21 protein-coding genes are annotated in these 23,809 nt (G+C 68.2%); 11 read left to right on the top strand and 10 right to left on the bottom strand.

Annotated elements, in window-relative coordinates; genetic code table 11:
* Nucleotides 1-114 precede the first annotated feature (114 nt).
* From AAC979_RS16330 to AAC979_RS16320, 3 genes are all read right to left on the bottom strand, one after another.
* Complete coding sequence (locus AAC979_RS16330) at nt 115-894, bottom strand: Bax inhibitor-1/YccA family protein (protein ID WP_371347954.1); 780 nt, start codon at nt 892-894, stop codon at nt 115-117.
* 148 nt (nt 895-1,042) lie between these two features.
* Nucleotides 1,043-3,643: an ABC transporter permease gene (locus tag AAC979_RS16325; RefSeq protein ID WP_371347953.1), complete on the bottom strand. Its 2,601-nt coding sequence runs from the start codon at nt 3,641-3,643 to the stop codon at nt 1,043-1,045.
* Nucleotides 3,640-4,359: an ABC transporter ATP-binding protein gene (locus tag AAC979_RS16320; protein ID WP_371347952.1), complete on the bottom strand. Its 720-nt coding sequence runs from the start codon at nt 4,357-4,359 to the stop codon at nt 3,640-3,642. The genes AAC979_RS16325 and AAC979_RS16320 overlap by 4 nt, the downstream gene beginning before the upstream one ends.
* Before the next feature lie 99 nt (nt 4,360-4,458).
* Here AAC979_RS16320 and AAC979_RS16315 point away from each other — a divergent pair, with 99 nt between their 5' ends.
* The 4 genes from AAC979_RS16315 to AAC979_RS16300 all read left to right on the top strand — a co-directional run bounded on the left by AAC979_RS16315 (nt 4,459) and on the right by AAC979_RS16300 (nt 10,644).
* Entirely contained in the window at nt 4,459-5,136 is a 678-nt protein-coding gene (locus AAC979_RS16315; protein WP_371347951.1) for an arylesterase, read from the top strand.
* Nucleotides 5,137-5,273: 137 nt separating this feature from the next.
* Nucleotides 5,274-7,292: an acyltransferase family protein gene (locus tag AAC979_RS16310; protein WP_371347950.1), complete on the top strand. Its 2,019-nt coding sequence runs from the start codon at nt 5,274-5,276 to the stop codon at nt 7,290-7,292.
* A gap of 169 nt (nt 7,293-7,461) precedes the next feature.
* A complete protein-coding gene (locus tag AAC979_RS16305) occupies nt 7,462-9,507 on the top strand; it encodes an acyltransferase family protein (RefSeq protein ID WP_371347949.1) in 2,046 nt (681 codons plus the stop codon).
* A gap of 90 nt (nt 9,508-9,597) precedes the next feature.
* Nucleotides 9,598-10,644 (top strand): aldo/keto reductase, encoded by a 1,047-nt coding sequence (locus AAC979_RS16300; protein ID WP_371347948.1) that lies wholly within the window; start codon nt 9,598-9,600, stop codon nt 10,642-10,644.
* A gap of 65 nt (nt 10,645-10,709) precedes the next feature.
* Here the strand turns inward: AAC979_RS16300 and AAC979_RS16295 are convergent, their stop codons facing one another.
* The 4 genes from AAC979_RS16295 to dapF are packed head-to-tail and all read right to left on the bottom strand — an operon-like array spanning nt 10,710 to nt 14,427.
* Entirely contained in the window at nt 10,710-11,309 is a 600-nt protein-coding gene (locus tag AAC979_RS16295; RefSeq protein WP_371347946.1) for a septation protein A, read from the bottom strand.
* 3 nt (nt 11,310-11,312) lie between these two features.
* Nucleotides 11,313-12,266: a signal recognition particle-docking protein FtsY gene (gene ftsY / locus AAC979_RS16290; protein WP_371347944.1), complete on the bottom strand. Its 954-nt coding sequence runs from the start codon at nt 12,264-12,266 to the stop codon at nt 11,313-11,315.
* Nucleotides 12,263-13,558, bottom strand: coding sequence for a tRNA (N(6)-L-threonylcarbamoyladenosine(37)-C(2))-methylthiotransferase MtaB (gene mtaB / locus AAC979_RS16285; RefSeq protein WP_371349082.1), 1,296 nt, complete (start codon nt 13,556-13,558; stop codon nt 12,263-12,265). Before mtaB ends, ftsY begins: the two co-directional genes overlap by 4 nt.
* Before the next feature lie 2 nt (nt 13,559-13,560).
* Nucleotides 13,561-14,427, bottom strand: coding sequence for a diaminopimelate epimerase (gene dapF / locus AAC979_RS16280; RefSeq protein WP_371347942.1), 867 nt, complete (start codon nt 14,425-14,427; stop codon nt 13,561-13,563).
* Nucleotides 14,428-14,686: 259 nt separating this feature from the next.
* On the opposite strand from dapF, the gene AAC979_RS16275 reads away from it, so the two are divergent.
* From AAC979_RS16275 to AAC979_RS16255, 5 genes are all read left to right on the top strand, one after another.
* The gene (locus tag AAC979_RS16275) at nt 14,687-15,418 is read left to right on the top strand and encodes a GyrI-like domain-containing protein (protein WP_371347940.1); all 732 of its coding nucleotides are present in this window, start codon (nt 14,687-14,689) and stop codon (nt 15,416-15,418) included.
* A 142-nt stretch (nt 15,419-15,560) separates the two neighbouring features.
* Nucleotides 15,561-16,793, top strand: a complete 1,233-nt coding sequence (gene rlmN / locus AAC979_RS16270; RefSeq protein ID WP_371347939.1) for a 23S rRNA (adenine(2503)-C(2))-methyltransferase RlmN — start codon at nt 15,561-15,563, stop codon at nt 16,791-16,793.
* 9 nt (nt 16,794-16,802) lie between these two features.
* On the top strand, nt 16,803-17,315 hold the full coding sequence (locus AAC979_RS16265) for a hypothetical protein (protein WP_371347937.1): 513 nt from the start codon (nt 16,803-16,805) through the stop codon (nt 17,313-17,315).
* A 244-nt stretch (nt 17,316-17,559) separates the two neighbouring features.
* A complete protein-coding gene (locus tag AAC979_RS16260) occupies nt 17,560-18,405 on the top strand; it encodes a phosphatase PAP2 family protein (RefSeq protein WP_371347935.1) in 846 nt (281 codons plus the stop codon).
* An 84-nt stretch (nt 18,406-18,489) separates the two neighbouring features.
* Entirely contained in the window at nt 18,490-19,719 is a 1,230-nt protein-coding gene (locus AAC979_RS16255) for an argininosuccinate synthase (protein WP_371347934.1), read from the top strand.
* A 52-nt stretch (nt 19,720-19,771) separates the two neighbouring features.
* Here the strand turns inward: AAC979_RS16255 and AAC979_RS16250 are convergent, their stop codons facing one another.
* Entirely contained in the window at nt 19,772-20,524 is a 753-nt protein-coding gene (locus AAC979_RS16250) for an SDR family NAD(P)-dependent oxidoreductase (RefSeq protein WP_371347932.1), read from the bottom strand.
* Between the two features lie 133 nt (nt 20,525-20,657).
* Between AAC979_RS16250 and AAC979_RS16245 the strand changes: the two genes are divergently transcribed.
* The gene (locus tag AAC979_RS16245) at nt 20,658-21,545 is read left to right on the top strand and encodes an AraC family transcriptional regulator N-terminal domain-containing protein (protein ID WP_371347930.1); all 888 of its coding nucleotides are present in this window, start codon (nt 20,658-20,660) and stop codon (nt 21,543-21,545) included.
* Nucleotides 21,546-21,560: 15 nt separating this feature from the next.
* On the opposite strand, the gene AAC979_RS16240 is transcribed toward AAC979_RS16245, so the two are convergent.
* Nucleotides 21,561-22,058: a pyridoxamine 5'-phosphate oxidase family protein gene (locus AAC979_RS16240; RefSeq protein WP_371347928.1), complete on the bottom strand. Its 498-nt coding sequence runs from the start codon at nt 22,056-22,058 to the stop codon at nt 21,561-21,563.
* Nucleotides 22,059-22,214: 156 nt separating this feature from the next.
* Here AAC979_RS16240 and AAC979_RS16235 point away from each other — a divergent pair, with 156 nt between their 5' ends.
* Entirely contained in the window at nt 22,215-23,342 is a 1,128-nt protein-coding gene (locus AAC979_RS16235; protein ID WP_371347926.1) for a site-2 protease family protein, read from the top strand.
* Between the two features lie 15 nt (nt 23,343-23,357).
* Here the strand turns inward: AAC979_RS16235 and AAC979_RS16230 are convergent, their stop codons facing one another.
* Nucleotides 23,358-23,666 carry a hypothetical protein gene (locus AAC979_RS16230; RefSeq protein WP_371347925.1) on the bottom strand — a complete coding sequence of 103 codons (309 nt, stop codon included), beginning with the start codon at nt 23,664-23,666 and terminating at the stop codon, nt 23,358-23,360.
* Nucleotides 23,667-23,809 lie beyond the last annotated feature (143 nt).

The following is a 23,809-nucleotide window of genomic DNA, read 5'->3' as shown; positions in this document are numbered from 1 at the left end:
AGGCGTCTTCCGAAAGGGGAAGGCGGTAGGCCGGGCGGGGCGCCGACGAAAAAGCCCCGGCCGGGCGCTCATCGCCTTGGCCGGGGCTTTTCCTCGTTCAGGAGGTCAGGCGGCTCAGTTGTTGCGGTTGCCGAAAAGCTGCAGCAGCATGATGAACATGTTGATGAAGTCGAGATAGAGCGTCAGCGCGCCCATGATCGCCTTGCGGCCGGCCACCACGTCGTCGTCGCCGGCGAAGTACATCTCCTTGATGCGCTGGGTGTCGTAGGCGGTGAGGCCCGCGAACACCAGCACGCCCACCACCGAGATGACGAACTGCAGCATCGAGGAGGCGAGGAAGATGTTCACCACCATGGCGACCAGGATGCCGATCAGGCCCATGACGAGGAACGAGCCGAGGCCCGACAGGCTGCGCGAGGTGGTGTAGCCATAGAGGCTGAGGCCGCCGAACGCCGCTGCGGTGATGAAGAACACCCGGACGATGCTCTCATGCGTGTAGACCAGGAAGATGCTGGCCAGCGACACGCCGACAAGCGCGGCATAGACCCAGAAAATGGTCTGCGCGGTGGCGACGCTCAGCCGGTCGACCCGGAAGCTGAGGAACAGCACGGCGGCGAGCGGCGCGAACATCACGACATAGCGCAGCGGGCTGCCGAACAGCGTGGCGCCGAACTCGGTGAGGTAGATGCCGGCGAACTGGTAGGGCGTCGCCACGTCGGAGACGGCGAGCATGTAGATGCCCAGCGCCGCCGCGCCGGTGATGGCGAGGCCGAGCGTCATGTAGTTGTAGACGCGCAGCATATAGGCGCGCAGGCCCTGGTCGATCTCGGCCTGCGTCCGCGCCGCCGTCGCCCCGAAGCGCGGCACGGAGACGTTGCGGTTAAAGTCGGACATGGTCGGATCCTCTCCCGGTAATCCCGTGTCCCACCCGTTCCCGGCGACATGCCGGCAAGCGTGGGAAGTCAGCGTGAATATGAGGGCGCGCCCTTCCTGCCGCAAGTGAAGTTTGCGACAGGTTTGACGCTGCGTGAGCCGCGCCTCGCTAGAGATTGCGCAGGATGCGCGCCGGCTTCTGCCCCAGCGCCCGCCAGGTGCCGATGAGGCCGAAGCCGACGGTGAGCACCAGCGCCACCGCTACCGCTCCCAGCGCCGCTCCGGTCGACCAGGCGAAGCCGAGCTTCATCACATAGACCACCACCACATAGGCCGCCGCCACGCCGGCACCCACGGCCACCACTGATGTGACGAGGCCGAGCGCGGCATATTCGAGCCCATAGGCCGCCACCAGCCGCGCCCGTGTGGCGCCCAACGTCTTCAGTATGACGGCATCATAGACCCGGTGGTGCTGCCCGGCCGCCAGCGCGCCGGCGAGCACGAGCACGCTGGAAAGCAGGGTGACGAGGCTGGCGCCGCGGATGGCGATGAGCAGATTGCCGACGATCTCGCCGATCTGCGTCAGCGCCTCCTTCACCCGCACGGCGGTCACGGCTGGGAAATCCGCCGCCACGGCGCGCCCGAGGCGGCGCTCGGTGGCGACATCGCCGCCTTCCGGCAGGGTCAGCGTCGCCAGCGAGGTGTGGGGCGCGCCGGCGAAAGTGTTGGGCGAGAACACCATGACGAAGTTGATGGCGAGCCGCTCCCACTCCACATCGCGCAGATTGGCGATGGTGGCGGTGATGGAGCGGCCGAGCACGTTCACCGTTACCTCGTCGCCGATCTTGAGGCCGAAGGCGTCGGCGATCTCGCGCTCGAAGGAGACGAGCGGCGGGCCGGCATAATCGGCCGGCCACCACTCCCCGGACGCGAGCACCGAGCCTTCGGGCAGCGTCTGCGCATAGGTAATGCCCCGGTCGGAGGACAGCACCCAGGCGAATTCCGGCGGCGGATCGAGGCTTTCCGCCGGGCGCCCGCCCAGGGTGAGAATGCGCCCGCGCAGCATGGGCACGACTTCCACCTCGCCCTCCGGCGCTTTGTCCTTCAGAAAACGCGTGAAGGCCTCGGTCTCTGTGTTCTGGATGTCGAGAAAGAAGAAGCTCGGCGCCTCGGTCGGCAGGCGGGAGGTGAGTTCGCGCGTCAGGCTGCGGTCGATCAGTGCCAGTGTCACCAGCAATGTGAGGCCGAGGCCGAGCGAAAGCACGATGGTGGGGGTAAGCGCCGCCGGCCGGTGGATATTGGCGAGCGCGAGACGCAGCGCCGTGGAGCGCGGGCGCGGCAGCCGGCGGGCCAGCGCCATGATCCCGGCGCCGACGAGCCGCAGCACCACGAGCACGCTCGCCGCCGCCGCGAGGTAGATCATCGCGATGTTGCGCTGTTCGGAAGCGTAGACGGCGAGACCCGCCAGCGCCAGCACCGCCAATGCGGTGAGGGCGATGTACACGAGGCGTGGCCGGCGGCGCCCGCCTTCCACATGCTCGCGGAACAGCGCCGACACCGGCACATCATGTGCGAGGCCCAGCGGCCAGAGCGCGAAGGCCAGGGCGATGAGCCCGCCATAGGCCAGCGCCAGCAGGATCGCGCCCGGTTGCAGGCTCGGCTCGATGGCCACCGGCAGCAGGTGGCCGAAGGCGGCATTGGCCAGGAAGGGCAGGGACGAGCCAACCGCGATGCCGATGGCGATGCCGATGGCCGCGATCAGCCCCACTTCCGCGAGGTAGATGGCGAACACCGTCCGCCCCGGCGCGCCGAGGCTCTTGAAGGTGGCGATGACGCCGCGCTTGGCGTCGAGATGGCTCTTCACCGCATTGGCGACGCCGACGCCGCCGACGAGGAGGGCTGTCAGGCCGACGAGGGTCAGATATTCGGTGAAGCGGCGGACATTGTTCTCCAGCCGCGGCGCGGCGGCCTCGCGGGTGCGGGCCTCGAAGCCGGCTTCCGGCGCGCCCTTCTGCACCTCCTCGACAAAAACCGCGAGGTCGGCCGGGCGGTCCATCTTCACCCGGTAGTGCCAGCGCACCAGGCTGCCGGGCTGCAGCAGATCGCTGGCGCGCAGCGCGTCGATCGCGATCAGCACGCGCGGGCCGAAGCCGATGCCGGTGGAGAGCAGGTCCGGCTCGCGCTCCAGCGTGCCGCGCAGGATGAGCGTCGCGGCGCCGAGCTGGAAACGGTCGCCGATCTTCAACTGAAGCCGATCGGCGAGGGCGGGGTCGACCAGCGCGCCATAGGCGTCGCCGTCGCGGGCCAGCGCCGTGGCGAGCGGCTGCGGCGGGGTGATGTCGAGCGAGCCGACCATGGGGTAGACACCGTCCACCGCCTTCACCTCCGCCAGCGTGGCGTCGAGCGCCTCGCCGCTGCCGGCACGCGCCATGGCGCGCAGCGTGGCGACGGTGGAAACGCGCCCGCCCGCCTCGATCAGCCGGTATTCCTCCGGGCTCGCCTCGCGCTGCACCAGGGTGAAGGCGGCATCGCCGCCCAGCAGTGTCGTGCCCTCGCGGGCCAGCCCGTCGGTCAGCGCCCGCGAAAAGGCACCGACACCGGCGATGGCGGCGACACCGAGCGCGAGGCAGGCGAGGAACACGGCGAAGCCGCGCAGGCCGCCGCGCAATTCGCGCAGGGCGAAGCGCAGTGCCAGCGTATGGCGGCTGGGCGCGCGCAGCGGTGCGGCCGTGGGGGCCCCGGCAGCGGTGGACACCTGATCGCTGTTCATGCGCCGGCCTCGGAGCCGGCCCGCGCGCCTTCCGTCTCTACCCGGCCGGAGCGCAGCCGCACCGTGCGGTTGCAGCGCTGGGCCAGCATCGGGTCGTGGGTGACAATGACCAGCGTGGCGCCGCGCCGGGCCTGCGCCTCGAAAAGAAGGTCCATGATCTGCTTGCCGGTCGCCTCGTCCAAATTGCCGGTCGGCTCGTCGGCGACGAGGATGCGCGGTTCGGGCGCCAGCGCCCGGGCCACCGCCACGCGCTGCTGCTCACCCCCCGACAATTGCGAGGGATAATGGTCGAGCCGGTGGCCGAGGCCGACGGCGGTGAGTTCGGCGGCGGCGCGGACGAAGGCGTCCGGCCGTCCGGCCAGTTCCAGCGGCACGGCGACGTTCTCCACCGCCGTCATGGTCGGGATCAGGTGGAAGGCCTGGAACACGATGCCGACATGGCGGCCGCGAAAGCGGGCGAGCGAATCCTCGTCCAGCCCGGTCAATTGCTGTCCCGCCACCTCGACCCGGCCGGCATCGGCCCGCTCCAGCCCCGCGAGCACCATCAGCAGGCTCGACTTGCCCGAGCCGGAGGGGCCGACAAGGCCGACCGCTTCGCCCTGACGAATGGCGAGCGACACACCCTTGAGGATGTGCACGCGCGCAGCGCCGCTGCCGAGGGAGAGTTCGACGCCATCGAGGCGGACCGCGAGGGCGGGGGAGGTGTCAGCGGGCATGGGTCTCTTTTCGTCTCTGGTCCGGGCGGGCGATGTCTCGCCTTATGGAGGTCGGGATCATGCGCACCATATGTTGCGCTGCACCGCTTCCGAAAGGGTATGCCCTTGTCACGATTGCTCCATCGGCTTTTCGCTCTCTGCGGCCTTGTCCTGCTTGCCGGGGCGGGCGCCCTCACCGCCGCTGCGGCCGAGCCGCTGCGCCTCGTGGCGTTCGGTGACAGCCTCACCGCCGGCTATGGGCTGCCGGCCAGCCAGTCCTTCCCGGTACGGCTGCAGGCGGCGCTGCGGGCGAAAGGACACGACGTTGTGATCGAAAACGCCGGCGTCTCCGGCGACACCACCAGCGCCGGCCTCGCCCGGCTGGACTGGTCGATCCCCGAGGGCACGGATGGGGTGATCCTTGAACTCGGTGCCAATGACGCGCTGCGCGGTCTCGATCCGGCGATCCCGGAGCGCTCGCTCGACGCCATTCTGGCGCGGCTGAAGGCGCGTGGCATTCCCGTGCTGATGGCCGGCATGCGCGCGCCGCCCAATCTTGGCAGCGCCTACCAGACGCGCTTCGACGGCATCTATGAGCGGCTGTCGCGGAAATACGACGTGCCGCTCTATCCGTTCTTCCTCGACGGCGTGGCCGGCCAGACGGGGCTGAACCAGCCGGACGGTATTCATCCCACTTCGGCCGGTGTGGATATCATCGTCGAGCGCATGCTCCCCGCCGTGGAGGCGTTTCTCGCCACGTTGAAGACCCCGGCCCCCGGCGAGTCCAAGCCCGGCTGACGGGACGCCGGCGCCGGCGGCCGGCGGTGGCGCAAATGTGACGAAGTGTGGCCCCGCGGTTCTCGACGGGCCGGACGGCGTGGGCTATCGCTCCGCCCCGGGGCGATGTCGTGCAGTGTCTGCCGGTGCGGGGGCATATGAAATATCGAAGCGAGATCGACGGCCTGCGGGCCGTCGCCGTCGTTCCCGTCATCCTGTTCCACGCCGGTTTCGCAGCCTTTTCCGGCGGTTATGTCGGGGTCGATGTTTTCTTCGTCATCAGCGGTTACCTGATCACCTCCATCCTCCTCACCGAGATCGAGGACGGCAGCTTCTCCATCGCCCGCTTCTATGAGCGGCGGGCCCGGCGCATTCTTCCCGCTCTCTCCGTGGTGATGCTGGCCTGCCTGCCCTTCGCCTGGCTGTGGATGATCCCGGAACAGCTTAAGCAGTTCGGCCAGAGCGTCACCGCGGTGGTGTTCTTCGTTTCCAACTTCCTGTTCTGGCAGGAGTCCGGAGGCTATTTCGCCCCGGCGGCGGAAATGAAGCCGCTGCTCCACACCTGGAGCCTCGCGGTCGAAGAACAGTTTTATCTGTTCGCGCCGCTGAGCCTCGCCCTGTTGTGGCGCTTCGGCCGGCGCCGGCTGTTCTGGATCGTTGTGGCCACCGCGCTTGTGAGCCTTCTCGCCACCGAATGGGGCTGGCGCTACGCGCCGCGGGCGAATTTCTACCTGCCGCAGTTCCGCATCTGGGAACTGCTCGCCGGCTCGATCTGCGGCTTTCTCGCCACCCGCCGCCCGCCGCAGGCAAATAACTGGCTGAGCGCGCTGGGGCTCGGCTTGATTGCGTTCGCGATCTTCGCCTTTGACGAGACCACGCCCTTTCCGAGCCTTTATGCGCTGGTGCCGGTGGGGGGGGCGGCGCTGGTGGTTCTGTTCGCCCATAAGGGCACATGGGTGGCGCGCCTGTTGTCGGCGCGCCTGCTCGTCGGCATCGGGCTCATCAGCTACAGCGCCTATCTCTGGCACCAGCCGCTGTTCGCCTTTGCCCGCATCCGCGCGCTGGCGGAGCCGGCGCCGGAATTGATGATGGGGCTGGCCGCCCTGTCCCTGGTGCTGGCCTATCTGAGCTGGCGCTTTGTCGAACAGCCTTTCCGCCGGCGGCCGGTGCCGCTGCTGCCGGACCAGCGCCTTGTGTTCCGGGTGAGCCTGCTGGTGGGTGTCCTCTTCGCCGGCATCGGCACTTTCGCCAATGTTTCCAAGGGCATCCCGTCACGGCTCGCCAGCTTTGAGACGGGAAGCCGGGAGGAAAGGCTGATCGCCTCGGCCAACCGGCCCTCGGTCGATGCCGGCTGCGACCGCAGCCGCGCGCCCGGGGGTGTCGGTGCGCTGTGCCCGATCTACCAGCCGGCGCATCCTCGCCACCGCATTCTCATTCTGGGGGACAGCCATTCGCAAGCGACGCTGCCGGCCTTCGCCGGGGTGGGGCAAAGCAGCGCCGTCTACTGGATGGGTGCCGCCAGTTGCCCGCCGCTCCTCGGCGTGTCGGTGCATGGCGGCCTGTTCGAGCTGGGCGTGTGCGAGGATCTCGCCCGCCGGCAGCTTCAGGCGGCCGCGGAGGGCCGGTTCGATATTGTGGTGCTGGTGGCTCGCTGGTCGATGTATCCGGTCGGGCTGAGAAACAAGGCGCTGATCTCGCGCGAGGGCGCCAGCGGCTATCCGTCCCAGGCTGACGCGCATGAGGCCCTCGCAGCGGCGCTGCCGGAAACCGTTCGGCGTTATCTTGAACAGGGTGTCGCGGTGGTGCTGCTGGACCAGATTCCGGAACAGAAGGTGCTGCCGCAGAAAATCCTGCAGCAGGCGGCGCTGCTCGGACTGCGCGGCGGGTTCGACGGCGAGGCGCTGGAACAGGCGATCTGGGAAAGCTCCACCACCTTGGAGGCCGACGTGGCGCGGCAAGGCTTCGCGTCGGGTGAACTCGAGAAGCTGAAGGGCGAGAAGGTGTGGGTGCTGTCGCTCGACGCCCAGTTCGAGCGCCAGGGGCGCTATGTCTGGGGCGATCGCGAGGGCGCCTTCTATTCCGACCAGGACCATCTCTCGGTGCATGGTGGCGCGTTTCTCAAGGACAGTGTGACAGCGGCCTTCGCCGACATCACCCGCGCCCTGCCGGCGCGCTGAAGCGCCGGATCCGGATCCGATGGCGGGCCGCGCCACGCCGCGGCATCCTAGCCGCAGGGTGGCGGAAATGTGACGCAATGTTGCCGCTCGGCGCTCGACGGGCCGGACGGCGTGGTTTATCGCTCCGCCCCGGGGCTATGTCGTGCAGTGTCTGCCGGTGCGGGGGCATATGAAATATCGAAGCGAGATCGACGGCCTGCGGGCTGTCGCTGTCGTTCCCGTCATCCTGTTTCACGCGGGTTTTTCGGCGTTTTCCGGCGGCTATGTCGGGGTCGACGTTTTCTTCGTCATTAGCGGCTACCTCATTACCGTCATCCTTCTCACCGAGATCGAGGCCGGGCGCTTCTCCATCGCCCGCTTCTACGAGCGGCGGGCGCGGCGCATCCTTCCCGCTCTCTTCGTGGTGATGCTGGCCTGCCTGCCTTTCGCCTGGCTCTGGATGATCCCCGACCAGCTAAGCGCCTTCGGCGCGAGCCTGGTGACGGTGGTGTTCTTCGTGTCCAATTTCCTGTTCTGGAGCGAAGAAGGCAGCTATTTCGCCGCTGCCGCCGAGTTGAAGCCGCTGCTGCACACCTGGAGCCTCGCGGTCGAGGAACAATATTACCTGTTCGCGCCGCTGACGCTGGCGCTGCTCTGGCGCTTCGGCCGGCGCCGGCTGTTCTGGATGGTGGTCGCCGGCGCGGTTGCCGGGCTGGTCGCCACCGAATGGGGCTGGCGCTACGCGCCGCGGGCGAATTTCTACCTGCCGCAGTTCCGCATCTGGGAACTTCTCGCCGGCTCGATCTGCGGCTTTCTCGCCACTCACCGCCCGCCGCAGGCGAATAACTGGCTGAGCGCGCTGGGTCTCGGCATGATCCTGGTCGCGATCTTCGCCTTCGACGAGAGCACACCATTCCCGAGTCTCTATGCGCTTCTGCCGGTCGGCGGGGCGGCGCTGGTGGTGCTGTTCGCCCATAAGGGCACATGGGTGGCGCGCGTGCTCTCGGCGCGTGCGCTGGTGGGGATAGGGCTCGTCAGCTACAGCGCCTATCTCTGGCACCAGCCGCTCTTCGCCTTTGCCCGCATCCGCTCGCTGGTCGAGCCGGCGCCGACGCTGATGATGGGGCTCGCGCTGCTATCCATGGGCCTCGCCTATCTGAGCTGGCGCTTTGTCGAACAGCCCTTCCGCCGGCGGCCCGTGCCGCTGCTGCCCTCGTCGCGGGCTGTCTTCCTGGCCAGCGGCGTGGGCGGCGCCTTTTTCGTGGCGGTGGGGCTCTATGCCAGCCTTTCCGGCGGCGTCCCGGCCCGGCTCGCCGGCGTGGCGCCGGGCAGCTATGCCGAACGCCTGCTCGCCTCGACGCGCAGCGCGCCGCTGAAGCTGTCCTGCACGCCCGTTCCGGCGCAGGAGAAGCGCGCGCCGCTCTGCGCGGTGTTCACCCCCGCCAACCCGAAGCTGCGGATTCTGGTGATTGGTGACAGCCACGCCAGCGCCCTGTTGCCGGCCTTTGCCGGTGTCGGGCGCGACAATGCCGTCTACCAGATGGCGCTTGCCAGTTGTCCGCCGATCAACCGCACCACGCTGCACCGGGCGATCTTCTCTGTCGGAGTGTGCGAGCAGGTCACCCGCGACCAGGTGCGGGCGGTGCGCGAGGGGCATTTCGACGTGGTGGTGCTGGTGGCGCGCTGGTCGGTCTATGCCGGACGCGAAGGGGGACGCGCTTTCGCCCTCGGCCCGGAAGGGGAGGCGTCCATCCCTTCGCTGGCCACCTCGCGCGCCACCTTCGCCAGCCATCTCGCGGCAACCGTGAAGGACTATCGCGATCTCGGCGCCGCGGTGGTGCTGATCGACCAACTGCCGGAACATCGGGTGTTGCCCCGCAAGGTGATCGAACAGTCGATCCTGCTCGATCTCGATCACGGTATAGGCGCAGCGCAGTTTGAGCGGGCTGTGGAGGAGAGCTCCACTGCCATCGAGGTGGACGACAAGCTGCAGGCCTTCGCCGAGGCGGAGCTGGACAAGCTGCGGGGCGAAAAAGTGTGGGTGCTGTCCTTCGACGAGCTGTTCGCGCGCGACGGCCGCTACCGCTGGGGCGATCGCGGGGGAACCTATTATCTTGATGGCGACCATATCTCGCCCTATGGCGCGGCGCTGATCGAGCCGACGCTGACGGCGGCGTTCAGGCAGATCGCGGCGGTGGTGCGGGGTGAGCCGAACGCGCCTTCGCCCCAACCCTGAGGGGAGGCGCCGTCGCGTCAGCTTGCCGCTGCGCCGCAGGCTACCTATCTTGGCCTCACTCCTCCTCTTCTTTTCCGAAAAGCGCCCCACATGCAGTATCGCCCGCTCGGCCGCACCGGCCTCGAGGTCTCCACGATCTGTCTCGGCACCATGACCTATGGCGAGCAGAACACCGAGGCCGAAGGCCACGCGCAGATGGACTATGCGCTCGACCACGGCATCAACTTCTTCGATACCGCCGAACTCTATTCGATCCCGCCAAAGCCCGAGACCCAGGGTTCCACCGAGCGCATCATCGGCAGTTGGTTCAAGGCGCGTGGCAATCGCGACAAGGTAATCCTCGCCACCAAAGTGTGCGGCCTCTCGCAGATGACCTGGTTCCGCGACGATGGCTCGCCCGCGCGCGCCACCCGCGGCCAGATCCGCGAGGCGGTGGAGAAGAGCCTCAAGCGGCTTCAGACCGACTATATCGACCTCTACCAGTTACACTGGCCCGGCCGCCCCGTGGCGCAGTTCGGCGCCAATCCCACACGCTGGGAGCGCGCGGCCGGCGAGGAGACCCCGATCGCCGAGACGCTGGGCGCCTTCGCCGAACTGGTGCAGGAAGGCAAGATCCGCCATGTCGGCCTCTCCAATGAGAGTGCCTGGGGCACGATGAAATTCCTCGCCGAGGCGGAACGCACCGGCGGGCCGCGCGTCGCCTCGCTGCAGAACGCCTATAATCTCCTCAACCGCACCTATGAGACGGCGCTCGCCGAGGTGGGCCTGCGCGAGGATGTGGGCCTGCTGGCCTATTCCCCTCTGGGGCAGGGCTATCTCACCGGCAAGTACCAGAAGGGGGCGCTCCCGGCGGGCTCGCGCACCGCGCTGTTCCAGCGCGCGACGCGCTATCAGGTGCCGGGGGCGGAAGCGGCGATCGACGATTATCTCAGCCTCGCCCGCGACGCGGGCCTTGACCCCTCGCAGATGGCGATCGCCTTCTGCCTGACGCGGGAGTTCGTGACCTCGGCCATCATCGGCGCGACGACGATGGAACAGCTCGTCACCGATATCGGCGCGGTCGATGTGACGCTGTCGCCCGATGTGCTCGCGCGTATCGACGCCGTTCACCAGCTGCGCGGCAATCCGTGCCCCTGAGCGGGCGCTGGCGGCGGGGGCCCCGCCGCCTGTTCGTCCTTGCCTTCCGGCGGGGGACCCGCCGCCTATTCGCCCTTGCCTTCCGGCGGCGCGTGGCGCGTCATCAGCGGCACCTGCGCCATGGCGAAGACAAGGGTGAGGGGGAGATAGCCGAAGGTCTTGAACGCCACCCAGGTGTCGGTGGACACGCTGCGCCAGACGATCTCGTTCAGCACCGCCATGACGAGGAAGAACACGCCCCAGCGAACGGTCAATTCGCGCCAGCCCTGATCGGTGAGCACGAAGACATCGCCCATCACATAGGGCAGCAGCGGCTTGCGCAGCCACAGCCCGCCGAGCAGGGCGATGCCGAACAGCGCGTTCACCAGCGTCGGCTTCATCTTGATGAAATGGTCGTCCTGCAGCACCAGGGTGAGCGTGCCGAACACCAGCACCACGCCGGCCGACACCAGCGGCATGACCGCGATCTTGCGGGCGATGATCCACATGACAGCCAGAGCGGCGAAGGTGGCGACCATGAAGGCACCGGTGGCGACATAGATGCCGCCGCGCCCATTGGCGATGAAGAACACCACCAGCGGGCCCAACTCCAGCGCGAATTTCAGCAGCGGGTGCATGGTGCGCAGGCGGGTGCCAGTGGCGGGGCCGGACGGTGCTTCGCTCATGGGTCAGTCCTCCAGTCCGACGATGGCGCGGGCGAAATCGCGCGCGGCGAAGGGCTGCAGATCGTCAATGCCCTCGCCGACGCCGATGAGATGGATCGGCAGGCCGTGCTTGGCGGCGATGGCGACGAGAATGCCGCCGCGCGCCGTGCCGTCCAGCTTGGTCATGACGAGGCCGGTGACGCCCGCCACCCGCTTGAACGCATCCACCTGCTGCAGGGCGTTCTGGCCCACCGTGGCGTCGAGCGTCAGCACCACGGCGTGCGGCGCGGTGGGATCCTGCTTTTTGATGACCCGGACGATCTTTTCCAGCTCGTCCATCAGTTCGACCCGGTTCTGCAGCCGGCCCGCCGTGTCGATGATGAGCACGTCGGCGCCTTCGCTGCGCGCCTGCTGCAGCCCGTCAAAGGCGACGCCGGCGGCATCCGCGCCGGGGGCGCGCGCGACGAGGGTGGCGCCGGTGCGCTCCGCCCACACTTTCAATTGCTCGATGGCCGCCGCGCGGAAAGTGTCGCCGGCGGCGAGCACCACCTTCTTGCCCTGCGTGCGCAGGGTGGAGGCGAGCTTGCCGATGGTGGTGGTCTTGCCCGAGCCATTGACGCCGACCATCAGCAGGATGAACGGCTTGGCTTCGCCGGCGAAGACCAGCGGCTGCGCCACCGGCTTCAGCACCGCCTCGATCTCTCTGGCGACGAGGGCCCGCACTTCCTCCGGCTCGATCGCCTTGTCATAGCGCCCCTTGCCGACGGCGGCGGCGATGCGGGCGGCGGTGTCGACGCCGAGATCGGCGCGGATCAGCACGTCTTCCAGATCCTCCAGCGTGTCGGCATCAAGCTTGCGCTTGGTGAACAGGTCGGTGATGCCGGTCGACAGGCCGGTGGCGGTGCGGGTCAGCCCCTGGGTCAGGCGCTTCCAGAAGCCAGGGCGGGCCTGGGTGGTCTCGTCGTTCATGTCGGTCATGCCGCGATCAGCCGAACGCCGTCATGGCCGGCGATGCGGATATGGGTCAGCGTGCCGGGCGCCAGCGGCGTGGCAAGGCGCACCGGGGTGAAGCTCTTGGTGCGGGCGAGGCCGCCGCGCTCGGTCAGCACCTCGCGCCGCGCGCCCACTTCGCCGGCGAGATGGCGAAGCAATGCGTGCGCGCCCTTCTCGCGCAGGCGGCGGGCGCGCTCCTTCACGACCGCAGGGGCCACCGCCGGCATGCGCGCCGCCGGGGTGCCGGGGCGGGGGGAGAAGGGGAAGACGTGCAGATGCGTCAGCCCGCACTCGTCAACCAGATCGAGCGAGGCGCGGAAGGCGGTTTCCGACTCGGTGGGAAAGCCGGCGATAAGATCGGCTCCGAACACGATATCGGGCCGCACCCGCCGCAGATCGCGGCAGAAGCCGATGGCGTCCGTGCGCGAATGCCGGCGCTTCATGCGCTTTAGAATGAGATCGTCGCCGGCCTGCAGCGAGAGGTGGAGATGCGGCATCAGCCGTTCTTCCTCCGCCAGCGCCCGCATCAGCTCGGCATCGACTTCCACCGAATCGATGGAGGACAGACGCAGCCGCGGCAATTCCGGCACATGGCGCAGCAGTGCGCGCACCAGCGTGCCTAGCCGTGGCGTGCCAGGCAGATCGCTGCCATAGGAGGTGAGATCGACCCCTGTGAGCACGATTTCGCGCGCGCCCTGTTCCACCAGCTCGCGCACCCGCACCACGACGGCGCCCATCGGCACGGAGCGGGAATTGCCCCGTCCATAGGGAATGACGCAGAAGGTGCAGCGATGGTCGCAGCCATCCTGCACCTGCACGAAGGCGCGCGTGTGCCCCTCGATCGTGTCGGCCGGCCCGTCGAGCAGATGCGGTGCGGTCTCGCGCACGGCCATGATGTCGCCGACGACGATCTTTGTCTCGTGGCCAAGGCCGAAATCGAGCGCGGCGCGGGTCGCCTGCCATGCCTCCGGCGCGGTCTTTTCGGCGGTGCCGAGCACGCGATCGACTTCCGCCATGGCGGCGAAGCCGGCGGGCTCGGTCTGCGCGGCGCAGCCGGTGACGATGATGCGGCGGGAGGGCGCTTCGCGCTTGAGCCGGCGGATGGTCTGGCGCGCCTGCTTCACCGCCTCGGCGGTGACGGCACAGGTATTGACGATGACCGCGTTCTCAAGCCCCGCTGCGCCGGCCATCGCCTTGGCGCTGGCGGAATCGAGCGCGTTCAGCCGGCAGCCGAAACTGACGACCTCAATGGGACGGGACGAGGGGGTGGGCGCCATGGTCACGCGGCATCGCCGAGCATGGCGGCGGTGAGCCGGCCGTCGAACTCGAATTCGGCGGGGCCGGTCATCAATATGTGGTCGTCGCTCTCGCGCCAGTCGATGACGAGATCGCCGCCGGGCAGGCTGATGGTGACGCGCCGGCCGGTGAGGCCGAGCCGCGCGGCGCAGACCGCGGCGGCGCAGGCGGCCGTCCCGCAGGCGCGGGTGAGGCCCACGCCGCGCTCCCATACCTTCAGCACGATGTGATCGGGCGAGAGCACCTGCGCGGCGGAGATGTTGGCCCGTTCCGGGAAGATCGGATGGTGTTCCAGTTCCGGCCCCAGAAGAGCGAGGTCGACCGCGTTGATGTCCTCCACCCAGAAGATGGCGTGCGGGTTGCCGACATTGACCACGGCAGGCGCCCGCAGCACCGGCGCGTCCGCCGGCCCGGCCTGCAATTCGATGGCGCGGGTATCACTGACCGGGCCGGCGAGGGGAATGTCGTGCCAGCCAAAGCGCGGCATGCCCATATCCACCGTTATGCCGTCGGGCGCGATATTGCAGGCGAGCGGTCCGGCGGCGCTTTCGAACACCATGTCGTGCGTGCCGGTGCGGCCGGACTCATACAACGCGATGCAGCGCGTGCCATTGCCGCAGGCACCGGATTCCGAGCCGTCGGCATTGATGATGCGAACGAAGGCCTGTGTGCCTTCGGTCCGCGGCGGGTAGAGCGCCATGATCTGGTCGAAGGGCAGCGCCTGCGGCCGGGCGAGGGCGCGCGCCTCTTCCGGCGGCACGGCCAGCGGAGCGTCGCGCAGGTCCAGCACGACGATCTCGTTGCCGAGGCCGTTCATCTTGACGAAGGGACGGTTTTCCAGCGCGGCCATGGACCCGGTTTCGCGGCAGGCGGCGGATCGCCGCCGGGTGAGGAGCATGCCGGCCCTTATATGGTGAAGCGCCGCGGCTTGGCCAGACTTATCGGGCATACCCGATCAGGTGTCGCGGCGCGGCGACAGGGGCCGGGGAACCGCACCGCCCTGCCGGCTGGGCCGTCGCGGGCAGGGGTGCGGAATGCTAGGAATCGTGCCATCGCAGCCTCATCCCCGCCGTGCTCTGGCGTCGCGCCTTTTTTCCGGTGAATCGACCATGATGGTGATCTTTTCCGCCCGCCTGCCGCGCCGGCTTCTCGTGCTGACGATGCTTCTGGCCGGGCTGGCGCTGCCCGCCACCGTGCGGGCGCAGGACGCGGCCTCTCCTCCGACCTCTCCCCCGGCGAGCGCTCCCGGTGAGGTGGAGCCCGCCGCGCCGGATGCCGCGCCGCTCGACGATGACGGCATGGTGGCGCCGCCCATGGTCGATCCGCGCGCGGTGGAGACGCAGAATGTCGCCCCCGCGCCGGACCCGATGACGCGGCCCGACGGGTTTGGCGAGGAATCGGTGATGAAGCCGGTGCCGGTGCTGATGAAGGCGGGCCATGCGAACTGGGATGACGCCTTCAGGACCATCGTCGCGGCGCTGAAGCAGATTGACGCCGAGATGGCGCGGCTGAAGCTGAAGCCCAACGGCGCCTCCTTCATCATCTACACCGCGACCGACGATCTCGGCTTCGATTTCGAGGCGGCGGTACCGTTCGAGGGGGCGACGACCGACAAGCCGCAGAACGGCATGATGTTTTCCGCCTCGCCCGCCGGCCGGGCGCTGCGCTTCACCCATCGCGGGCCCTACGACGCGATGGACCCCACCTATGAGCAGATCGCCAACCTGCTCGACGCCAAGGACCTGGAAGCGCAGGACCTCTATGTCGAGGAATACCGCTCCGATCCGCGAAACACGCCCGAGGACGACCTCGTCATCGACATCTGGGTGCCGCTGAAGTGAAGGAATCTCCCCGGCCATCCCACTGGAGGAGCCGCGTCCCGGTTGTTTCCGCCGCCCCGCATGGCCGCAAGGCGCTGCGCCCATTCGCCTCGCTGGCCGTGCTGTGCTATGAGGCGCGCAAACGGACATCTTCGATAGCGATATGAACCTGATCGACACCACAGCGGCCTCCGCCGCCGGGGCGCGTGCTCCCTTAGAGATCGCCCGCCACGAGACGCGCCGCTCCCTCGCCGGGCTCGACCGCGCTGGCCTCGCCGACGCGCTGGCCGAGATCGGCGTGCCCGAGCGCGAGCGCAAGATGCGCGTCGCCCAGCTCTGGCACTGGATCTATCTGCGCGGGGCGCTGTCCTTCGACGAGATGACCAATGTCGGCAAGGGGCTGCGCGAGAAGCTTGGCCATGCCTTCACGCTGGACCGGCCCGAGGTGGTGGTCGAGCAAGTGTCGAATGACGGCACCCGCAAATGGCTGCTGCGTCTGCCCCCCGACATTGCCGGTGACAAGCCGCACGATGTCGAGATGGTCTATATCCCCGAAAGCGACCGCGGGACGCTGTGCGTTTCCTCCCAGGTCGGCTGCACGCTCAACTGCTCCTTCTGCCACACCGGAACGCAGCGCCTGGTGCGCAACCTCACGGCGGCCGAGATCGTGGCGCAGGTGATGGTGGCGCGCGACCGGCTGGGCGACTATCCCGGCCGCGAGCGGGCTACGGGTCCCGGCCTTCCCACCGAGGGCGACCGGCTGGTGACCAACATCGTGTTCATGGGCATGGGCGAGCCGCTCTACGCCTATGATTCCGTCGCCAAGGCGATCGAGGTGCTGGCCGATGGCGAGGGGCTCGGCATCGGCAAGAGGCGCATCACCGTGTCCACCTCGGGCGTGGTGCCGGAGATCGAGAAGCTGGGGCGCGAGGTCGGGCCGATGCTCGCCATCTCGCTGCACGCCGTGCGCGACGAGCTGCGCGACGTGCTGGTGCCGATCAACAAGAAATACCCGCTGAAGGATCTGCTGGAGGCGTGCCGCACCTATCCGGCGGCGTCGAATGCCAAGCGCATCACCTTTGAGTACGTCATGCTGAAGGGGGTGAACGACAGCCCCGCCGACGCCAAGGCGCTGGTGCGGCTCCTGGCCGGCATTCCCGCCAAGATCAACCTCATCCCGTTCAACCCGTGGCCGGGCACCAGATATGAGTGCTCGGACTGGGAAACGATCGAGCAGTTCTCCGACATCGTGTTCCGCGCCGGCTATTCCAGCCCGGTGCGCACGCCGCGCGGCCGCGACATCCTCGCCGCCTGCGGCCAGTTGAAGAGCGAGACGGAAAAGCTCTCCGCCCGCGAGCGCCTCGCCCTGCGGGCAATGGCGGCGGCAGCGGAATAGGGGCCGGCCATGGATAATCTGCTGCGCCTGCTGCTCCGCTTCATCATCGTGCCGCTCGGTATGATCTGCGGCTTCATCGCCTCCTTTCTGGTGATCCTGTTCGGCTATTGGCGGATCGGCGACGTGCTCGCCGGCAATGTCGATGTGGAGGCGATCGCGCTTTATGATTCGCTGGCGGCGGCGGGCTATCTGCTGATGATGGTGGTGCTGGCCATGTGGGCGGTGGCGCTCATCGGCATCCTGTTCGCCGAAGCCTTCGCGGTGCGCTCCTGGATTTTCCATGTGGCGAATGGCGCGGTGTCGTCCTGGCTGGCGGCGTCCGTCTTCGCGCCTTATGCCGAGGTGCCGGTGCCGTTCGACGGCGATCTCTACGTCGTCGCGGCCGGTTTCGCCGGGGGGCTCGCCTATTGGCTGGTGGCGGGCTGGAATGCCGGCTTCTGGAAGACGCTACGCGCCGGGCCGGTGGCGGCGCCGCTGCCGGCTTCCCCGCTTCCGCCGGCCGCGCCGGGCAACCCGCACTAGAGCATTTCCGGTGAATTCACATTCACCGGAAATGCTCTAACTCACTGATTATACGCAATTCCTTTCGCAAGACCGCGCTGCGCTTTTGCGGGAATTGCTCCAAGCGTGGCCCGCAGGCCACGGCAGCCGCAAACATTGTCCCGTTACCACCGCGTCACGCGGTCGTCGCCTGCCGATCCGATCTTTGCATGCGGGCCTCGTTCAGCGGCCCATGCACCCGGGGGGCCGGGTTCGGGGGTGTCAAATGCCGATCACACTGCGTGTCGCGGCAGCGACGGCGCTCGTTTCCGCATTGCTTCTCGGCCTCTTTCCCGGCCTCGACCAGGAGGTGAGCCGTCTGTTCTTCGACGCGAGCATCCGGCGCTTTCCGGTCGCCGCGACGGAATGGGGACGGGCGCTGCGCGCCTGCGGCATGTATCTGCCGCATGCCGTCTGGATCGCGGCGACAGTCTCGCTGCTGCTGGCGCTGGTCCGGCCGGCACGTCCGATGCCGATGCGGCCGAGCGCCGCCGTCTTCCTGATCGTCATCGCGCTGGTGGTGCCCGCCCTCATTGTCAATGCGGGCTTCAAGCAGAATTGGGGCCGGCCGCGTCCGGTGCATGTGGCGGAGTTTGGCGGCACGCAAGCGTTCAAACCCTGGTGGGACAGTTCGGGCCCTTGCCGGGGCAGTTGTTCCTTCATGTCGGGCGAGACCTCGGCGGCGACGATGCTGGTCGGCGCGGCGACACTTGCCGCTTCGACCGTGCGGCCGCTGGCCATCGGCGCCGCGGCCCTCTTCACCCTGCTCATTGGCGTGATGCGCGTCGCCTTTGGCGGCCACTGGCTTTCGGACGTGCTGCTCGGCGGCAGCGGCTCGGTTCTGCTCATGCTCGGCCTGCGCCGCCTTCTCCTCGATGCGCGCGGGATCAGGGACGAGGAGGCTCGCCGCGCGCTGGCGCAGGCGGGGCTGGCGCTGCGGGCATGGACGGATGGGGCGCGCAGGGCCATCTGGTTGGGCCTTGCCGATGTCACCGCCGCCATTCGCCTGGCCGCTGGGCGCCTTTCCGGCCTGCGCAGGCCGGGCTGGCGGATGCCCGCCGCAGCCGAGTAACCGTCGCCGCGCTTGCGTCCTCTCGCGCCATGCCTATAGTCCGCGCGCCCTTTCGGGCTCGGCTCCTTTCCTGCGGAACGTGATATGGCGAACGATGTGAAGAAGGTGGTGCTCGCCTATTCGGGCGGTCTCGACACCTCGGTCATCCTCAAATGGCTGCAGACCACCTATGGCTGTGAGGTGGTGACCTTCACCGCCGACCTGGGACAGGGCGAGGAACTGGAGCCGGCGCGCAAGAAGGCCGAACTCCTCGGCATCAAGCCCGAGAACATCTTCATCGAGGATGTGCGCGAGGAATTCGTCGCCGACTACGTCTTCCCGATGTTCCGCGCCAATGCGCTGTATGAGGGGCTGTATCTGCTCGGCACCTCCATCGCCCGGCCGCTGATTTCCAAGAAGCAGATCGAGATTGCCCGCAAGGTCGGTGCCGACGCCGTGGCTCATGGCGCCACCGGCAAGGGCAACGACCAGGTGCGCTTCGAGCTCTCCTATTACGCGCTGGAGCCGGAGATCAAGGTGATCGCCCCGTGGCGCGAATGGGACCTGACCTCGCGCACGCGCCTGCTCGAATTTGCCGAGGCGCACCAGATTCCGATCGCCAAGGACAAGCGCGGCGAAGCACCGTTCTCGGTCGACGCCAACCTGCTGCACTCCTCCTCCGAGGGCAAGGTGCTGGAAGACCCGGCCGAGGAAGCGCCGGAATATGTCTATCAGCGCACCATCTCGCCCGAGACGGCGCCGGACAAGCCGACCTACATCACCATCGGCTTCGAGAAGGGCGACGCCGTCTCCATTGACGGGGAGGCGCTCTCGCCAGCGACGCTGCTCACCCGGCTGAACGAACTCGGCAAGGCCAACGGCATCGGCCGGCTCGACCTTGTGGAGAATCGCTTCGTCGGCATGAAGTCGCGTGGCGTCTACGAGACGCCGGGCGGCACCATCCTTCTGCAGGCGCATCGCGGCATTGAGAGCATTACGCTCGATCGCGGCGCGGCGCATCTGAAGGACGACATCATGCCCCGCTATGCGGAGCTGATCTATTACGGCTTCTGGTTCTCGCCCGAGCGCGAGATGCTGCAGGCGCTGATCGACAAGAGCCAGGAATTCGTCACCGGCGAGGTGCGGCTCAAGCTCTACAAGGGCAATGTCGAGGTGGTCGGCCGCTCCTCGCCCTATTCGCTCTACAATCAGGACCTCGTGACCTTCGAGGAAGGCGCAGTGGCCTATGACCACCGCGACGCCGCCGGCTTCATCAAGCTGAATGCGCTCCGCCTGCGCACACTGGCCAATCGCGACCGCAAGGTCCGGGGCTGATCGCCGAGCGCCGGGCGGGGAACCCCGCCCGGCCTCTTTGCCAGGATCCCCCTCAGATCGCCTGACCGCCCGACACTTCGATCCGCTGGGCGGTGACCCAGCGATTGTCGGGCGACAGGAGGCTCGCCACCATCGGGCCGATATCGTCCGGCACGCCGACGCGGCCGAGCGCGGTGATGCCGGCCAGTTGCTTGTTGATCTCCGCATTGTCGCGCACCGCGCCGCCGCCGAAATCCGTCTCGATCGCCCCCGGCGCCACCGTGTTGACGGCGATGCCGCGCGGGCCGAGTTCCTTCGCCATATAGCGCGTGAGCACCTCCACCGCGCCCTTCATCGCCGCATAGGCGGCATAGCCGGGATAGGCGAAGCGGGTAAGGCCGGAGGAGAAATTGACGATGCGCCCGCCGTCGGCGATCAGCGGCAGCAGCGTCTGGGTGAGGAAGAACACACCTTTCAGATGCACGTCGACCAGCCGGTCGAACTGCGCTTCGGTGGTCTCGGCGATGGACGCATAGTCGCCATGGCCGGCATTGTTGACGAGGTGGTCGACGCTGTCGCGGCCCCAGACCTCGCGCAGCGCGGCGCGCAGCTTTTCCGCGAAAGCGGGGAAAGTGGCGATGTTGCCGGTGTCGAGCTGGAGCGCGACCGCCTTGCGGCCGAGCGTCTCGATCTCGGCGACCACGGCCTGCGCGTCCTCGGCGCGGCTGTGATAGGTGAAGACCACGTCGCCGCCGCGACGGGCGACGCTGAGCGCGGTGTTGCGGCCAAGGCCACGGCTGCCGCCGGTGATGAGGGTGATCGTCATGATCCGTCTCCTGTCATTGAGGTGAACCAAATATGCTGCACTGCCGGGTTCGGCGGTTGCCGGATCGACGCGGGTTTTTGCCTGATCCTCCGAAAACGGTTTTCCCTGCCGCGTGCTGAGCTATGATGACGGCATGACCACGCTGCTCGACATACTGGACCGGCACGGCCGGCGGCACGCCGACGCCAACGGCATCGCGACGACGCCGATCCCCGGCGTCATGTCCTTTCGTGTGGCCGAGCCTTCCGGCATGAGCCACGCCATTGCCCGTCCGCTGGTCTGCCTCGTCGTGCAGGGCGCCAAGCAGGTGACGCTGGGTGTGCGCGACTTCAGCCTGCGCGCCGGCGAATCGCTGCTGATCAGCGCCGATGTGCCGATCGTCAGCCAGATCACCATGGCGAGCCACACCACGCCCTATGTGTCGCTGGTGCTGGAACTCGACCTCGCCATTGTCGCCGAACTGGTGCGCGAAATGGGGCCGGCCGTTGCCGGCACCGCGGAGCCCGTGCGGGTCGATCCCACCGATGCGGAGGTGGCGGGCGCGGCTTTGCGGCTGCTCCACCTGCTCGACCGTCCGGCGGCGCTGCCGGTGCTGCAGGCGTCGCTGATCCGCGAGATGCATTACTGGCTGCTCGCCGGCCGGCACGGTGCCGCCATTCGCCGTCTCGGCTGGCCGGACAGCCACGCCCAGCGCATCGGCCGAGCGGTGGCGCTGCTGCGAACCGACTACGCCAGCCCGGTGCCGGTGGCCCGGCTGGCGGAGGCCGCAGGCATGAGCCCTTCAACCTTCCACCAGCATTTCCGCGCCGTCACCTCGCTGTCGCCGCTGCAGTTTCAGAAGCAGTTGCGGCTCATTGAGGCGCGCCGGCTCATGACGGCGGAAGGCGCTTCCGCCAGCAGCGCGGCTTTCGCCGTCGGCTATGAAAGCGTGTCGCAGTTCACCCGCGAATATGGACGCCTGTTCGGCGCCTCGCCGGTGCGCGACGTGAAGACGGCGCGCGAACAGGTGCGCGCCGCCTGAACTCTCGCGGCTTGATCAGTCCAGCGGCACCTTGCGGTTCTCGCCGAGATCGGTGGGCGAGCCGGAAAGACGCGCGCTCATCATCTTGAACAGCACGCCGATCGAGTTGGACGGGCCGTCCCAATATTCCGCCTGTTCGGGCAGGAAGCGCACGACGCAGATATTCGGATCGGTCTTGCCCTGGGGCCAGAACGCCTTGTTCATGTCGCTCCACAATTCGTCGATCTTGGCGCGGTCGTTCGACACCTCGGCCTGGCCGGAAACCGAGAGATAGGTGCTGTCGCCCGGCTTGGCGAAGGTGAGGGCCGCCTGCGGGTCTCGCTCCAATTCCTCATCCTTGTGGCCGCGACGGTCGGAAAGGAACCAGATGCAGCCTTCCTCGCGCGAGGGATGGGCATCCATCGGGCGGGCGCGCAGCGTCTCCCCCTCGCGGGTGACCAGCATGCAGATGCGCATATCCGCCATCATCTCCCACACGCGGTCGATGGCTTGGGCAGTCGTCTTCTCGTCCATTGAAGGCCTCCTCGGTTTCAAAGGCAGAACCCGCCAGGTGCGAGGCTGGTTCCTGCCGCGCCCCCGGCCATGGCCCGCCGCCGGCCGGCATGGCGGTGCGCTGTCATGCGGCGGCGGGCCGGCTATGGTAGGGGACGGCACCACAAGGAGACGCTCATGGCCTGGTCGCTCACCGTCGGTTACGTCTACGGCACTGCCGTCCGCATCCACGTGACCTTCCTTCTGTTTCTCGCCTGGATCTGGGTCGCCTATTACCAGCGCGGTGGGGCCGGGGCGGCGTGGGACGGGGTGGCCTTCGTGGCGCTTCTGTTCCTGTGCGTGCTGTTGCACGAGTTCGGCCACATCTTCGCGGCGCGGCGCTATGGGGTGAAGACGCCCGAGGTCACGCTCTGGCCCTTCGGTGGCATCGCCCGGCTGGAGCGTATCCCGGAAAAGCCGTCGGAAGAGCTGGTGGTGGCGCTGGCGGGGCCGGCGGTGAATGTGGTGATCGCCGCCGTGCTGCTGCTCTTCCTCGGCGGCAATGTCGGCGTCGAGCATATTGAGAGCATCGAGAACCCGCAGGTCAGCCTGCTGGCGAAGCTCGCGGCAGCCAACATCTTCCTCGTGGTCTTCAACCTCATTCCCGCCTTCCCCATGGATGGCGGGCGGGTGCTGCGGGCGTTGCTGGCGATGCGGATGAGCCACGCGCAGGCGACGCAGATGGCCGCCTCCATCGGCCAGGGCCTCGCCATCGGCCTCGGCGTGCTCGGCATTTTCGGCAACCCGATGCTGATCATCATCGCCGTCTTCGTCTTCCTTGCCGCCTCCGGGGAGGCGGGGCAGGTGCAGATGAAGCAAGTGGCGCAGGGGTTGCTGGTGGAAGACGCGATGATCACCCAGTTCGAGACGCTGGGACCGACCGCCAGTGTCGGCGAGGCGGCGGAAGCGCTGATCCGCACCACGCAGAAGGAGTTCCCCATCGTCGACGGCGCTGAGCATCTGCGCGGGGTGCTCACCCGCGACGCGATGATTCACGCGCTGCAGGCGAAAGGCCCGGGGGCCCCGGTGCTGGAGGCGATGGCGGAGGTGCCGACCGTCGGGACGCGAACGCCGCTCGACCGGGCGCTGGCGCTGCTCACCCAGCGGGCGGCGCCGGTGGTCGGCGTGGTGGATGCCGGCGGGCGGCTGGTCGGCCTGCTCTCGCCGGAGAATGTCGGCGAGATGATGATGCTGCGCGCCGCCCAGCCGGAGGCCCGCTTCGGCCCGTGGGCGAAGCGCAGCCCGCCCGTGCGGCCGGGCGCCTGACAGAACGGGTGGGCGTCAGTCGGCTTCCTTCACCCCGGTGACGCCGGTGAAGGCAGGCGGGTCGCTGGCAGGGAAACTTTCCTCCAGCGCTTCGTCGATCTCCGCCTCGTCGGCCTCGACCTTGCTGGCGTCGCGCTTATCCGGCGTGATCACCTGCGTTCCGCCCGGCACGCCGCCATCGGAGGGGGGAACATCGCCGGTGATGCCGCCGAGCGCCGGCGGATCGCTGGCGGGGAAAGTCTCTTCGACGGTCTCGTCGATTTCCGCCTCGGTATATTCCGGGTCGCCCGGCTTGCGATTGTCCTTGCGGTTGTCCTGCACCATGGCCCACTCCTGTGTCTTACAGCACCAAGGTGGGGCCGGCCCGGCGCGCTTCAAGCCATGGGCATGCGACGCCACGCGGGGAACCTTTGCCCGGCAGCAGCGTTGGCCCAAGCGTCGCGCCCCGTTCTTGCGCGCATGGGCGC

Source organism: Ancylobacter sp. IITR112 (genome assembly GCF_041415945.1).
Lineage (GTDB): Bacteria > Pseudomonadota > Alphaproteobacteria > Rhizobiales > Xanthobacteraceae > Ancylobacter.
This window is presented reverse-complemented; position numbering and strand designations above follow the sequence as displayed.